We start from the raw sequence: 13856 nt of genomic DNA, 5'->3' as shown, positions 1-13856 counted from the left end.
GATTTGATAATTACTCCTTTAACCGTTCCAACGCTGTGAAGCAGGGGAAACACATGAAAGCAACGCACAAAACAATGCTAATGACCATCGTGGTCATGTTGATTGCATTGGCAGTCATTAACAACGTAGGCGCGCTCAAGCCTATCAAAGAGCAAATCAATGGTAACTCAGGGTGGTTTTAAGCTATGGAACTACTAAACACGCCATTTAACCCGCGCCCACTCGATTTAGACCCTGTTGAGGGTGTGAATTGGGGCAACCAAGCCACACTGCGCTTGGTGAGTGGTCCAACTTACCAATCCATCGAACTGGTCACTGATATTACTGACCCTGCCGATGTTGAGCGTGTACGCATCACGCTGAACGGTAAGGAAGTGTATAACCTGACAGGTCAAGACTTGGTTGACCTTCAAGAACACCGTAAGCAATTTACTCAAGAAGGTCGCTACGTTATCCCATTTGCGGATTTAACCCTTCGCACCAAAGGCGGCGTTCGTACTGGTGAACTGGTCACGCTGCAAGGCGAAATCTGGTTTGTGTATATCCAGCTTGCCTCAAAAGCGGGTGGTACGCCTGCGCCAAGTATCCGTGCTCGCTCTCATACGACAGCCGCACAATCAAAGCGTGTTTACCTACCACGTATCTATTCACTGACTTGGTTCGCCAGCGCGACAGGTCGCACCCCGTTCGACTTTGCCGAGCGTTCACCCCTGTTTTCACTTAAGCGTGTGCACTTCAAAGACTCGTCTATTGACCGTGTTCGTGTGCTTCGTGACAGCGTGGAAGAAATCAACGTTACCAAAGCGGATAACGCTTTTGACTTGGCGATTTCAGGTCTAGAGCAAAACGCAGGTTGGTTCAGCCTTGATTTTGTTCGCACTGGTTTCGGCGTTGAGGGTCGCTTGCCAACTAATGCAATGAAGCAATTGCAATTCGAGCTTGATAAATCACAACACGGAAGTGTGCCCGTGCTGATTGAAGCGATTGAGCAAGTGGGCGTTATCGCACAACCAAAGTAAGGGGGTGACCGATGGAAAACCCTAGTGTGACGCAAACCGCCACAAGTGGTGGCGGTTGGTTCGATGGCATCTTAGAGGGTGCGGGTGAACTAGTGGGTGGTGCCGTCGATGTGGTCGGTGGCTTTGGTGAGGATTGGCTTGGTATCAAGATGGATAACGAGTTAGACCGAGCTAAATCTGCCAGCCCTGACGAGAACCGCGCCAACAATAACGACTATCAGCAACCCAACGGGCAACCCGTGCACACCACCTCTGGCGGTATGCAGTGGCAAACCGTGGTAATCATCGTGCTCATTGCGCTAGTGCTACTTGGTGGTTTTGCTTTTGCGCTCAAAGGGGGCAAGTGATGCCGTTAGCGTACTTAGGCTTGGCGGGGGTGACATTGGGTTACCTCACCGCCAAGGAAATCAACAAAGCAAAGTGGATGGTTTTCGCAGTGATTGCGCTGGTCATCTGGTTCAAGCTGAGGTGGTAAATGATTGGTTTTGATTCTCTGACCAATAGCGGCTCGATGCCCATCAATGCAGGTGGCGGCGCGGCTGGTCCATCTTCTGCTTATGGCTCGACCCGTTCAGGGCAAAGCGTTGGCGGTATCAACATGGGCGGCGGTGTGCCGACTTGGTTGATAGTCGTAGCCGTGGTCGCTGTGCTCATCGTTTGGATGCGAAAGAAATGATTCGCGTCGTCACCAAAAGCCAAGCGTCGATTGACGCACTCAAACCCGCTTTTCGTGCTTGCCCCAATGACTTTGCAGTGATGCTGCATGAGATTGAGGCGGGGCGCGTTAGTGTCTATCACATCCAAGGGGAAGGGGTAGATTGCTTACTGGCGGGTGAGGTGCGCGGCGATACCTATTTCATTTGGGCGGCGGTAGGAAAAAACGCGCTCAAGGCTACCCGTGTGCTTTCCGAGTTCGTGAAGCAAAACGACTTAACCGCAATGGCTTGTCACTCTTATTTTCCTTTAGTGGTGAGGCTACTCAAGCGGCTAGGTGGTGTGACGGAATCGACCCACGGCAACGCCAAATACCTAAAGTGGAGGTTGTAGCATGGGTGGTGGCGGTAGCTCCTCAAGCAATACAACAACGAATACTAAAAACGTCAGTGGTCAGAATGCCATTGACGGCGACAACTTAGGCGTAGCGGTCAGCGGGGTGAGCGATTCAACGCTCAATATCACCGCAACCGACCACGGCGCCGTGGATAAAGCCTTTGCCTTTGGCGAGCAAACCCTTGATTTTGCCAGTGACACGGTGGATGAGTCCTTTGCTTTTGCGGGGGATGCCCTAGATGAGTCATACGAGTTCGCTAGTGGAGCAATGAGTGAATCGCTCGGTTTAGTGGAGCGCAACACGGACAACAGTCTCAAGTTCGCGGCGGGTGCGCTCAACGAGTTCAGCTCAACCAATAGCGAAAACTTGCAAATGATGGCAGGGCTCGCGGGTAACCAAGCGGCTCAAAACACCGAGAATCTTGCCAAGCTCACCGAGCTTGCGAAGTTCAAACAAGACAACGGACAAAGCGCACTCAACAAGCAGCAATTGATACTCATGGCGGTGATTGTGTTGGTACTGGGCTTTGTGCTGGTTAAGGCGGTAAGCAAATGAACCTAAATCTCACTAAGGGGCAAACCATTCCCCTGACCATTGATTCTACATGGCTCTTTGTTGAGTCGATTTCGGGCAAGTTATCGGTGCAAATTGACGCGACAGGGGAAAGCTTCTCGCTACCCAATCGCTCGGTGTTTCGCTATGGCAAGCCATTAGGCCGAATCCTTCTATCTGGCGAAGGGGCGCTGTCTCTTGAGCATGGTGTGGGTGATTTCACCCCGCCAGTGGAAGGGCAAAAGCTCGATATTCAAACCATGCCCTCTGTTAGTTTTTTGCCTGGGCAAACGGTAGGGGTGACCGAGTTACCCAAAGTCGAAATTGAAGCAGGGCAAAGCGTGGGGGTTTCCTCACTACCAAAGGTGCAGATTGAAGATGGTCAGCAAGTCGATATTGCCAGCTTGCCTGATGTTCAACTTAAAAGTGGTCAGTCGGTGAATGTTGGCACCATGCCAAGCGTTGAATTGGCAGCAGGGCAAACAATCAAGGTGCTCTCTGGTAGTGCGCTTTCAGTACACAGCGGAGAAATGCCGTTAGAGGTACCCGCTAATCCCGCCCGTAAAGGCGTCATCATCAAAGCCAGTAGCGCCAATGCAGGGCTAATCAGTCTTAACGGCTTTGAGCTTACGGCAGGTGAAAAGCTCACGGTTGAAACTGCCGCCACATTCACACTAACAGGAACCGCGCCCGATAAAGCGCAGGTATTGGAGTACTAATCATGTCCACCTTTCCAGCTTTACCAACGGGCAGCAGCCGCAACAAGATTGAGTTTTTGTATGACCTTCTAGCGAATCTAGACAACTCTGGCGGCGCTCAATTTATCCAAAGTGATTGTGAGTTTTCTCATGGGGTAGATTGGGTCAATTCATCTGATGAACCATACAGAATGTATCGACTTCAAGCCGTTAGCGGCATGAGCGATATTTTCAGCTCAACTTGTTTAGCTCTGGACTCATCAACTCGCTACAACGATTGCGTGAGTGTTAACCAATTGGTTAAGGATTTTGCACCACAGCCAAATGAAGTACTCCAAATGGCTTTCAGTGTTGAGGGTGTGTGGCGCATCGAATGGGATGCGGCGTTAACTCAAGCACAAATTGACGAATACGAGCCAATGGTTCGCATGGCTTACGATGTGTTTATTGAAGATACGCCGAATGAAGGCATGTCAGTGATTTCGTTGTTGGATGGTGAAACCTATCACTTGAGCCGTTTGGGGCGTGGGTCGGGTGGCCAATCGTTTCTAGGTGTTCGGGGTGAAATCACCGTAACACTTCAGGGCACACAGTGCCAAACAGTAAACCACTTCTTTGACACTTACGAAGACACCGCCAATTTAGTGATGGGCGTTCGAATGCATGGTGACAATGATGCAGCGCTGACGGCGTTTGCTAGTGCCAATGTGACACCGCGTAAAGATGATGTGCGTGTTAGGTTCGTGGGTGCTCATAAGCTGCCTTATTCGATGCCAGAGCCAGAGTAATCATTATGCGTCTAATCATCATTGTTCTGATAATTGGTGCGCTGATGATTGGCGCACCCAAAGGGGTAAACATCGTGAAATCACAACTCAATCGTGGGATTCGTATCAACAACCCGCTCAACATTCGCATTAGTAACAATGCTTGGACGGGCAAAGTTACGCCCTCCAAAGATAAAGCGTTTGAAACCTTCTCGCACTCGAAATACGGCTTTCGTGCGGCGACTAAGCTCATTCGCAACTACCAAAACCTTTATGGGCTAAACACCCTTCAAGGAATTATCAGCCGCTTTGCGCCAAAGAGTGATAACAACGACACGGACAACTATGTGCAGTTCGTGGCGGGTCGCCTCAATGTGGGCGCCAGTACCCCGCTTAACCTTTTTGATGATGAGTTTATGACTCGTCTTGTGCATTCCATGTCGATTATGGAAGTCGGGCGTTACTACTCATTAGAGGATGCAGCGCAAGGGGTAGCACTGGCATGACCCAAAAAGAAGTAATGCAACGTTTAGCGGTTGGCATCCTGACCGCTTTAATCAGCGCTTATATCTGGAAGCGCATCAACGGCTAGGAGTAACAGCAATGAAAATAGATTTGAAACAGGCATCAACTAAGAAGGGGCTTGCGCTCATTGGTGCAGGTGTAGCGCTTGCAACGGGGCATCCTGAATTATTAACGGCAAGCGTGACGCCAGAAGGTGTGCAAGTGGGTGGTTTGATTGGTGTGGCTGCGCCGATTTTGTTGGGATTGTGGGAAGCGATTCGGGATGAGTTTAATGGCTGAGTATCAGACTTTACTTGTAGCTGCCGTCAGTGCCCTATCCAGTGGTATTGGTGTGGGAATTGCACTCAAGACCGATGTTAAGTGGCTGCGTTTAATGATGGAAAAAATGGATGAGCGTTTGACTCGATTAGAGAGTAAAAATGTGGGCTAGTTTAGCTTATTGATTCACGGCTTGTTCGGGCTTAGAACAACTATGATACGATTTGAGTATTGGTCAAATCGTGCTGCGCAAATTGCAGTGTTTTAGTTCGACGAGAGAGTGTTTCAACATGGCAATATTCAATTTATTCTCCAGACGGCAGAAGAAATTACGAGGTGAAGTATCGGATGTTTATCAATATGATGATTTGCCACCAAAGCTAAAAGTGCAGATTGTTCAGATAGTTAATGAAACGATTGGTGATGAGTCTTCTTACAATGGTTCAGCTTATGCTATCTATGAACACATATGTAAAACCCTGTGTAAAGAGTATGGAGTGTTTTATCTTAAAGAGCACGCTCGCTCAAAATTTGCAGAAGTATATGATTTTTTTCTAAACGAGAATGACACTGAGAAGTGCCTCGATGTCATAGACCTTACTTTTAGTATCATTGATGATTTTGTGAGGAGTGAATCATATCGGTTTGAGCAGAACACAGGAGTGACTCATACAAGTAATTCAGCAATAGAGGAGTTGAATTTTCGTTTTAAGGAGGCTGCTTTTGGCTATCAATTTGAATCAGGTGAACTGATAAGAGTTGATTCACAATATTTGCATTCTGATGCAGTAAAACCGTTACTTTGCATTCTTGGTGGCAGTAAATCATATGAAGGAGCTAACGATGAATTTCGTTCAGCGCATGAGCACTATCGACACAAGCGATACAAAGAGTGCTTGAATGATTGTCTAAAATCATTTGAAAGTTTGATGAAGGCAATTCATGACAAACATGGCTGGTCTTATAAGCCTTCGGATACATCAAAGAAGCTTATTAATAGCTGTCTGGAAAACAAGTTGGTTCCAGACTATCTGCAAAATCAGTTTTCATCGATCAGAAGTTTGTTGGAAAGTGGCACCCCGACTGTGAGAAACAAAGAAGGTGGTCACGGGCAAGGATCTGAGGTCACAAATGTTCCTGAGCACCTTGCTCGTTATACCTTACATTTGACAGCAACTAACTTATTGTTTTTGGCCAATTGTGAAGAAAACATGGTTTAGAAAACATCTGTCATAGAGGTTTACTATGTAACTTGTGAGGGAACAATTGAGTATAAACCTGCCATAGAATGTTTAAGTTCTTGTGCCCTGTAACTTGCGCTACTTCTTCAATGGAGTAGCCTTTCTCAAATAGACGACTAGCCCCTTCACGACGCAAATCATGATAACGCAAATCTTCAATGCCAAGTTTGTTCCTAACTCTTTGAAAACCTGCGGTCACACTTCGAGAGTTAAAAGGAAAAATTAGTTCACCTTCTTTTGGTTGTCGCATTGCAATATCAAACGACTCTGCCAATAGAGGCACAACCATATGGTTCCCTTGCTTCTTGCGTGGGTCTTTACGGTCACGCACAACCACAGTTTTATGCTCTTCGTTGATATCTTCCCAACGCAGAGAACAAACTTCACCAATCCTCATGCAAGTCAAAATACTAAACTCAAGGATATCGACAAACGGGATACGAGCTTGGCCATTGGCTCTAGCGTTTTGACGTTCAATCAACCCTTGTTTTAGCGCTTCGAGTTCTTCACCAGTAGGGCGGCGAGTTCGCTTCTCACTTTTTCCAATAAGCTGCATATCCGTTAGTACCGGTACTGCTTCATCAAAGATCTTATAGTTGGCTTCAATGTCGAACACGGGATTTGCTTTCTTCATTACAGAACGAAGATAAGCGATATCGTGATAGATGGTTGCAGGTTTGGCACCAGCACCACGACGATTTTTGCAGTGCTGGATGAGGTCGCTAGTTTTTAGCTCATTAGTGTCTATTTGCGCTATGTCGCAATCCCTAAGCATTTCTATAACGTAGCGCTTGGTTCGTCCTGTGTTGTTCCATAAATCCTTATCCGCCATGAACTTATCGAGGAGTACCGAAAGGGGGACTGTTTTGGTACTATTTACGCCGTTCAATTCAATGTCGGATAGGCGTTTCTTACCGTAGGTACGAGCATGTTCTTTCTTTTTGAAAGTCTTTGACTCTCTGTGTATGATTGCCTGCTTTTTCTTGACGATGATTGTTGCTTTATAGCGGAATTCACCGTTTTTAAGTTGCCGCTTTTCGATTGAGAGTGAAGCCATTCCGTCGTCCTACTCTTTGAGGGGTACTGTAAGGGGTACTATAGGACGAAATTTGGGAAAATTCCACGATATTCAAAGCGGATTTGATGGGTAAAATTATTAGGTAAAACAATGACCAAGCCAGATAACACAAGCAATTTCCAATCAAACCGCTTATCCGTGGCACCGATGCTCGATTGGACAGATAGACATTGCCGCTACTTCCATCGTCTTCTGTCATCACAAACTTTGCTGTACACCGAGATGGTGACAACTGGTGCGATCATTCACGGTAAAGGTGATTTTCTAGCGTACAACGAAGCAGAGCACCCAGTGGCACTTCAGCTAGGTGGTTCAAATCCTGCTGATTTGGCAACCTGTGCAAAGCTTGCTGCTGAGCGTGGCTATGATGAAGTAAACCTAAACGTAGGCTGCCCGTCAGATCGCGTTCAGAATGGCCGCTTCGGTGCATGCCTGATGGCTGAACCTGATTTAGTGGCTGAGTGCGTGGCAGCGATGCGTGAAGTGGCTGATATTCCAGTGACGGTAAAAACTCGTATTGGTATCGACGATCAAGACTCGTATGAGTTTTTGACTAAGTTTGTATCTACGGTATCTGAGAAGGGCGGTGTGGATCAGTTTACCATTCACGCACGTAAAGCTTGGCTAAGTGGCTTGAGCCCTAAAGAGAACCGTGAGATCCCACCGTTGGATTACCCTCGCGCTTACCAAATTAAGAAAGACTTCCCACATCTGAATATGGCGGTGAATGGCGGCGTAAAAACGCTAGAAGAATCTCTAGAGCACCTGCAGCATCTTGATGGCGTGATGATTGGTCGTGAGGCTTATCAGAACCCGTATATCCTCGCGCAGGTTGACCAGCTTATCTTTGGTTTAGACACACCAGTGAAAAAGCGTAAGCAAGTGGTTGAAGAGATGTACCCGTACATTGAGCGTCAGCTTTCGAACGGCTCGTATCTTGGTCATATCTCGCGTCATATGATTGGTTTGTTCCAAGCAATGCCGGGCGCTCGTCAGTGGCGTCGTTACATCAGTGAAAATGCACATAAGAAAGGTGCAGGCATTGAAGTGCTTGAAACAGCACTAGCAAAAATCCCATCTGAATTGGATGTGTAATTTACCAATCATTTGGCGATAAATACCAACTCCGACTGTGCGAAAGCGTGTCGGAGTTTTTGTTTTTGACTATGTCTATGATTTTTAAGGTTTATGAAAGTTGGAACGTTTCCTGCAATCCATTTAAGTAATTCAAAAGACTTAAACTAGCAACGAAATGGGAGAGGTTATGTTTGAACTAATTTTCGTTTTGGTATTCCTTGCAACTCTAGTAATGACTGGCGTTACGTTTGTCACGGTGACAATGGCGATTGTGGTGTCGTTTGCTGTAATGTTTCTATTGGGCATGGTCGGGGTTGTGTTCAATCTCTTGCCTTACATTATCGCGTTCCTTATAGCGATTTGGATCTATAAAAAGGTAATGGCGCCCACAAATTAACAAACTGATCACAAATAACCCTACAGGGATAAGCACAATTGCTATAGTTATCTATATGACCAAGGGCGTCGGTCATTATAGGATTTCTGGAGGGAGCCATGACAATTACGGAATTGAAGTATTTATTCCATCAAGATTTACTGGCAGAAGCGATCATTGAACCCGCCGAATCTGAAGGCGGTTGGATCGTTGAGTTTCGCCACAAACAGGGCGGTTTCGTTATGTTGACGGATATTCATGGCGCAGAGTGTCAGTACAATGATCTCGACAAGGCGTCTAAGTCAGCGCTGGCCGTCGGCTTCACTGAGGTTCGTATTGAGGCTAAATAGTCTCCCTTCCAAACGAACCTCTTCTTCCAAAAAGTTATAAAACATTCATATCTATTCTTTCTTGTTATTAAGGTGGTTGGTTAATCTATCGTCACGCAATGATTAGGGATGTCGTGACAATGTCTTCAAACGTAAAACAGTCGCCGAACGGTAATAACAATTCTCAAGAATTACCAAGCCTAGCTGCTCCACTTAACGATCAGCAGCTATCACAACTACAACAAGCATCAACGAACCTATCTTCAAACCAGCTTGCATGGGTAAGCGGGTATTTTTGGGGATTGAGTCAGGCGGGTGCACCTTCAACGCTGACTCCAGTTGCTAGCGCAGTGAATACAGCTGCGGCTGCTGTACCTGCAGGTAAGCTGACCATTATCTTTGCCTCTCAAACGGGCAACGCCAAAGGGGTTGCTGAGGAACTAAAAGAAGAAGCTTCTGCGCTTGGTATCGATGTTGAGCTATTTGATGCCAGTGACTACAAAGGTAAAAACCTAGCGAAAGAGACACACGTCATCGTTGTTGCCTCTACAAACGGAGAAGGCGAAGCGCCTGATAACGCGATAGAACTACATGAGTTCCTTCAATCTAAGAAAGCGCCAAAACTTCCGAACCTTAAGTATGGTGTTATTGGCTTAGGCGACTCTAGCTATGAGTTCTTCTGCCAAACGGGTAAAGATTTTGATGAATACTTAGGCAAGTTAGGTGCCACCTCATTTATTGATCGTATCGACTGCGACGTTGATTACGACGCACCAGCGGGTGAGTGGCGAGCGAAAGCGCTAGAGGTCATCAAAGAGGATCTTGCCTCTCAACCGGCAGATGTTGTGACACTGCCTGTTGCAACTGCAGCCGCTACGGTTAACTACACCAAGAAAAATCCATATACCGCCACATTACTGACTAGCCAAAAGATCACGGGTCGTGATTCTGGCAAAGATGTTCGTCATATCGAGATTGATCTTGAAGGCTCAGGCATCACTTACAAGCCGGGCGACGCGCTGGGTGTGTGGTTCGAGAACAGCAGTGAGCTGGTGGATGTACTTCTTGCTCAAGTCGGTTTATCAGGCATTGAAAGTGTGGATGTGGATGGGGAGAGCTTATCTTTGCGCTCTGCGCTGATTAAGCACTATGAGATCACTTCGGCAAATCCTCAGCAAGTCGCGCAATACGCGGAGATTTCAGGCAGCAAGAAGCTTGAGAAGCTAGCGGCTGATAAAGACAGACTTCGCGAGTATGCTTCGAATACTCAAGTGATTGATGTCTTTAAAGAGAAGAAAGCAAAACTAGAGGCCGAGCAATTACTGGGTCTACTACGCCGTTTAACCCCACGTCTCTATTCCATTGCATCAAGCCAAGAAGAAGTGGATGAAGAAGTTCATCTGACGGTTGGGCTTGTTGAGTATCAAGCAGGTGAAGAAAGCCGATTTGGCGGCGCGTCTTACTTCCTATCGCGTGGATTGGAAGAAGGTGGTGAAGTCAAAGTATTCGTTGAGCACAACAATAACTTCAAGCTACCAGAAAATGGTGATACGCCTGTGATTATGGTGGGTCCAGGTACGGGTATTGCGCCATTTAGAAGCTTCATTCAAGAGCGTGATAACCAAGGCGACACTGGCAAAAACTGGTTGTTCTTTGGGGATCGCACTTTCACTCAAGATTTCCTATATCAAGTGGAATGGCAAAAGTACCTGAAATTAGGTGTGCTAAACCGATTGGATGTGGCCTTTAGCCGTGACCAGCACGAGAAAGTGTATGTTCAGCATCGATTGCTAGAGCAAGGTGAGCAGGTATGGCAATGGTTACAGGAAGGTGCCCACATTTATGTATGTGGCGATGCCAACCATATGGCCAAAGATGTTCACAATGCCCTGATTGAGATTGTTAAGGTGCATGGTGGAAAAGAAGCTGACCAGGCAGAAGAATTTGTCAACGAACTAAGAAAAGCAAAACGTTATCAGAAGGATGTGTACTAATGAGCAAGCAATCAGTCACTATTCAAGAAGTGTTGGGTGAAGAGTTGGGGCCGTTGTCTGATAACGAGCGTCTAAAAGGGCAGAGTAACCTACTGCGCGGAACCATTGAGAACGATCTACAAGATCGTATCACCGGTGGATTTACCGCTGACAACTTCCAGCTTATTCGTTTCCATGGTATGTATCAGCAAGATGACCGTGATATCCGTAACGAGCGAGCTAAGCAAAAGCTAGAACCTCTGCATAACGTGATGCTTCGTGCACGTATGCCGGGCGGTATTATCACGCCTAAGCAATGGTTAGCTATCGACAAGTTTGCGACTGACCATTCTCTTTATGGAAGTATTCGTTTAACGACTCGTCAAACATTTCAGTTTCACGGTGTGCTTAAGCCAAACATCAAGCTAATGCACCAAACGCTGAACTCTATCGGTATTGATTCTATTGCGACAGCCGGTGACGTGAACCGTAACGTGCTATGTACGACCAACCCTGTGGAATCCGAGCTACATCAAGAAGCCTATGAGTGGGCGAAAAAGATCAGTGAGCATTTGCTGCCGAAAACCAAAGCGTATGCAGAGATTTGGCTTGATGGTGAGAAAGTAGAAAGCACAGACGAAGACGAACCTATTCTGGGTAAAAACTACTTACCACGTAAGTTCAAAACGACAGTCGTGATCCCACCACAAAATGATGTGGACGTGCACGCCAATGATCTGAACTTCGTCGCTATTGCTGATAACGGCAAGCTGGTGGGCTTCAACGTTCTTGTTGGCGGTGGTCTTGCCATGACTCACGGTGACACCTCGACATATCCAAGACGTGCCGATGACTTTGGTTTTGTTCCTCTAGAAAAAACGCTTGATGTAGCTGCAGCGGTTGTAACGACTCAGCGTGACTGGGGTAACCGTTCAAATCGTAAGAACGCCAAAACTAAGTACACACTTGACCGTGTTGGTATTGATGTATTTAAAGCAGAAGTTGAAAAACGTGCAGGGATTAGCTTCGAGCAAAGCCGCCCATACGAGTTTACTGAGCGTGGCGACAGAATTGGTTGGGTTGAGGGTATCGATGGTAAATACCATTTAGCACTATTCATTGAGAATGGCCGACTGCTCGACTTCCCAGGTAAGCCTCTTAAAACTGGTGTAGCTGAGATCGCTAAGATTCACAAAGGCGACTTTAGGATGACGGCGAACCAAAACCTGATTGTCGCTAAGGTATCTAAGTCAAACAAAGCCAAGATTGAGAAGATCGCTCGTGAACATGGTCTGATGGACGATGCGGTATCTGAGCAGCGCAAAAACTCTATGGCGTGTGTGGCTTTCCCAACTTGTCCTCTTGCCATGGCAGAAGCGGAACGTTTCCTACCAAGCTTTGTTACTGATGTAGAGAGCATTCTGGATAAACACCAGATCCCAAGTGATGAGAGCATCATCTTGAGGATCACCGGTTGTCCAAATGGTTGTGGTCGAGCGATGCTGGCTGAAATTGGTTTAGTTGGTAAAGCGCCTGGTCGATACAACCTGCACTTAGGCGGCAACAAAGCAGGTACTCGTGTACCTAAGATGTATAAAGAGAACATTACGGATGCGCAAATCCTAGAAGAGATTGATGCTTTGGTAGGTCAATGGGCGGAGCAACGTAACGAAGGTGAAGCATTTGGTGACTTCGTTATCCGCGCTGGGATTATAGAAGAAGTCAAAGTATCGAAAAGGGACTTCTATGCCTAGAGACGTTATTTCCCAGAAAAAAGCAGTTAAACAAGGCTCAGTTAGCGAAAGCGTGCAAGGTCAGAGAAAAGCGCTAGAGCTTCAAGACCTGTTATCACTGACTAAAACCGAGCAAATTTTAAAGCTAGCAGAGCTAAATGGTCAGCTTGAGCTATTAACTGCGAAGCAGAGAGTTGAGTGGGCGCTAGAGAATTTGCCTGGTGGGCATATCCTAAGCTCAAGCTTCGGAGTTCAGGCAGCGGTTATGCTTCACTTAGTAACAAGTGTAAAAGCAGACGTTCCGGTAGTGCTTACCGATACTGGGTATCTATTTCCAGAAACGTATCAGTTTATAGATGAGCTTCAGAAGCAACTAGATCTGAACCTACATATATATAAAGCGAACATCTCGCCAGCTTGGCAAGAGGCTCGCTACGGTAAGTTATGGGAAAAAGGGCTCGATGGACTCAAGCAATACAACCAGCTTAATAAAGTAGAGCCAATGAAAAGGGCACTCGAAGAGTTGGATGTTCACACTTGGTTTTCTGGCCTAAGACGTGAGCAGTCAGAGAGTCGAGCTAACTTGCCAGTACTGGTGATTCAAAATGGCCGTTTTAAGTTCTTACCAATCATCGATTGGAGCAACGAACAAGTTGATAGCTATATAGAAGAGCATGGCTTGAGTTACCACCCCCTTAAAGAAGCCGGGTACCTATCTTTGGGTGACATTCACTCTACAGTGAAGTGGGAACCAGGTATGAAAGAAGAGGAAACACGCTTTAACGGTTTAAAACGAGAGTGTGGTTTGCATGAAGACGACGGTGAGACAGACGGTTCTGGTATTTAACCTTTGCTCACATTATTAAAAAAGGAGGGCTGAGCCCTGTCTCTTATACACAAATCCTCGAACTTAGTTCGGGGATTTTTTTGAACTCTTTTCCAAGGCTGCGATCTGATCACTTAAGCAATATTGATTAGGTAGCTAATATGGAAAACTTAACACCAATGAAGTGGGCACAAGTACAGTTTGGTCTGGCAAAGCTTAACGACCCTAGACGAACTCAACGATTGATATCAATGGCTACTTCACTTGCTAATCAACCAGGCGTTGCCGTGTCTAAGCTTGCTATTTCACCCGCAGATATGGAAGGCGCTTACCGCTTTATCCGTAATGACCAA

The 13856-nt window shown here is 46.5% G+C and carries 21 protein-coding genes; 20 read left to right on the top strand and 1 reads right to left on the bottom strand.

Going from position 1 to position 13856, the window contains the following annotated elements:
* Positions 1-53: 53 nt before the first annotated feature.
* The 13 genes from L4C42_RS18695 to L4C42_RS18635 all read left to right on the top strand — a co-directional run bounded on the left by L4C42_RS18695 (position 54) and on the right by L4C42_RS18635 (position 6090).
* Positions 54-182, top strand: coding sequence for a hypothetical protein (locus tag L4C42_RS18695; protein ID WP_275426429.1), 129 nt, complete (start codon positions 54-56; stop codon positions 180-182).
* A gap of 3 nt (positions 183-185) precedes the next feature.
* Positions 186-1019, top strand: a complete 834-nt coding sequence (locus tag L4C42_RS18690) for a major capsid protein P2 (RefSeq protein ID WP_338163416.1) — start codon at positions 186-188, stop codon at positions 1017-1019.
* A gap of 11 nt (positions 1020-1030) precedes the next feature.
* On the top strand, positions 1031-1366 hold the full coding sequence (locus L4C42_RS18685; protein WP_429761606.1) for a hypothetical protein: 336 nt from the start codon (positions 1031-1033) through the stop codon (positions 1364-1366).
* Positions 1366-1494, top strand: coding sequence for a hypothetical protein (locus L4C42_RS18680; RefSeq protein WP_353497230.1), 129 nt, complete (start codon positions 1366-1368; stop codon positions 1492-1494). Before L4C42_RS18685 ends, L4C42_RS18680 begins: the two co-directional genes overlap by 1 nt.
* Entirely contained in the window at positions 1495-1695 is a 201-nt protein-coding gene (locus tag L4C42_RS18675) for a hypothetical protein (protein ID WP_429761605.1), read from the top strand.
* Positions 1692-2066: a DNAase gene (locus L4C42_RS18670; protein ID WP_429761604.1), complete on the top strand. Its 375-nt coding sequence runs from the start codon at positions 1692-1694 to the stop codon at positions 2064-2066. The genes L4C42_RS18675 and L4C42_RS18670 overlap by 4 nt, the downstream gene beginning before the upstream one ends.
* A 1-nt stretch (position 2067) precedes the next feature.
* Positions 2068-2625: a chemotaxis protein gene (locus L4C42_RS18665; RefSeq protein ID WP_429761603.1), complete on the top strand. Its 558-nt coding sequence runs from the start codon at positions 2068-2070 to the stop codon at positions 2623-2625.
* On the top strand, positions 2622-3341 hold the full coding sequence (locus L4C42_RS18660; protein ID WP_429761602.1) for a hypothetical protein: 720 nt from the start codon (positions 2622-2624) through the stop codon (positions 3339-3341). Before L4C42_RS18665 ends, L4C42_RS18660 begins: the two co-directional genes overlap by 4 nt.
* Positions 3342-3343: 2 nt before the next feature.
* Positions 3344-4108 carry a hypothetical protein gene (locus L4C42_RS18655; RefSeq protein ID WP_429761601.1) on the top strand — a complete coding sequence of 255 codons (765 nt, stop codon included), beginning with the start codon at positions 3344-3346 and terminating at the stop codon, positions 4106-4108.
* 5 nt (positions 4109-4113) lie between these two features.
* A complete protein-coding gene (locus tag L4C42_RS18650; RefSeq protein ID WP_429761600.1) occupies positions 4114-4593 on the top strand; it encodes a structural protein in 480 nt (159 codons plus the stop codon).
* A gap of 97 nt (positions 4594-4690) precedes the next feature.
* On the top strand, positions 4691-4891 hold the full coding sequence (locus L4C42_RS18645; protein ID WP_171391212.1) for a hypothetical protein: 201 nt from the start codon (positions 4691-4693) through the stop codon (positions 4889-4891).
* Positions 4884-5042, top strand: a complete 159-nt coding sequence (locus L4C42_RS18640) for a hypothetical protein (protein WP_429761599.1) — start codon at positions 4884-4886, stop codon at positions 5040-5042. Before L4C42_RS18645 ends, L4C42_RS18640 begins: the two co-directional genes overlap by 8 nt.
* A 118-nt stretch (positions 5043-5160) precedes the next feature.
* Positions 5161-6090 carry an abortive infection family protein gene (locus L4C42_RS18635; protein WP_429761598.1) on the top strand — a complete coding sequence of 310 codons (930 nt, stop codon included), beginning with the start codon at positions 5161-5163 and terminating at the stop codon, positions 6088-6090.
* Positions 6091-6100: 10 nt separating this feature from the next.
* On the opposite strand, the gene L4C42_RS18630 is transcribed toward L4C42_RS18635, so the two are convergent.
* On the bottom strand, positions 6101-7168 hold the full coding sequence (locus L4C42_RS18630; protein WP_429761597.1) for a site-specific integrase: 1068 nt from the start codon (positions 7166-7168) through the stop codon (positions 6101-6103).
* Between the two features lie 111 nt (positions 7169-7279).
* Between L4C42_RS18630 and dusA the strand changes: the two genes are divergently transcribed.
* The 7 genes from dusA to L4C42_RS18595 form a co-directional block, all read left to right on the top strand.
* Positions 7280-8284, top strand: coding sequence for a tRNA dihydrouridine(20/20a) synthase DusA (dusA, locus tag L4C42_RS18625; protein WP_353497220.1), 1005 nt, complete (start codon positions 7280-7282; stop codon positions 8282-8284).
* Between the two features lie 169 nt (positions 8285-8453).
* Positions 8454-8663, top strand: a complete 210-nt coding sequence (locus L4C42_RS18620; protein WP_353497219.1) for an envelope stress response protein PspG — start codon at positions 8454-8456, stop codon at positions 8661-8663.
* A gap of 98 nt (positions 8664-8761) precedes the next feature.
* Positions 8762-8992, top strand: coding sequence for a hypothetical protein (locus L4C42_RS18615; RefSeq protein ID WP_042478735.1), 231 nt, complete (start codon positions 8762-8764; stop codon positions 8990-8992).
* 98 nt (positions 8993-9090) lie between these two features.
* Positions 9091-10965 (top strand): assimilatory sulfite reductase (NADPH) flavoprotein subunit, encoded by a 1875-nt coding sequence (locus tag L4C42_RS18610; RefSeq protein ID WP_418641775.1) that lies wholly within the window; start codon positions 9091-9093, stop codon positions 10963-10965.
* Positions 10965-12698, top strand: a complete 1734-nt coding sequence (gene cysI, locus L4C42_RS18605) for an assimilatory sulfite reductase (NADPH) hemoprotein subunit (RefSeq protein ID WP_429761596.1) — start codon at positions 10965-10967, stop codon at positions 12696-12698. The genes L4C42_RS18610 and cysI overlap by 1 nt, the downstream gene beginning before the upstream one ends.
* A complete protein-coding gene (locus L4C42_RS18600; RefSeq protein WP_429761595.1) occupies positions 12691-13524 on the top strand; it encodes a phosphoadenylyl-sulfate reductase in 834 nt (277 codons plus the stop codon). Before cysI ends, L4C42_RS18600 begins: the two co-directional genes overlap by 8 nt.
* A 140-nt stretch (positions 13525-13664) precedes the next feature.
* A partial coding sequence (locus L4C42_RS18595) for an IS4/Tn5 family transposase DNA-binding protein (protein WP_429761594.1) occupies positions 13665-13856 on the top strand: 192 nt, incomplete at its 3' end.

This window comes from Vibrio wakamikoensis (genome assembly GCF_050337275.1).
GTDB classification, from domain to species: domain Bacteria; phylum Pseudomonadota; class Gammaproteobacteria; order Enterobacterales; family Vibrionaceae; genus Vibrio; species Vibrio chaetopteri.
This window is presented reverse-complemented; position numbering and strand designations above follow the sequence as displayed.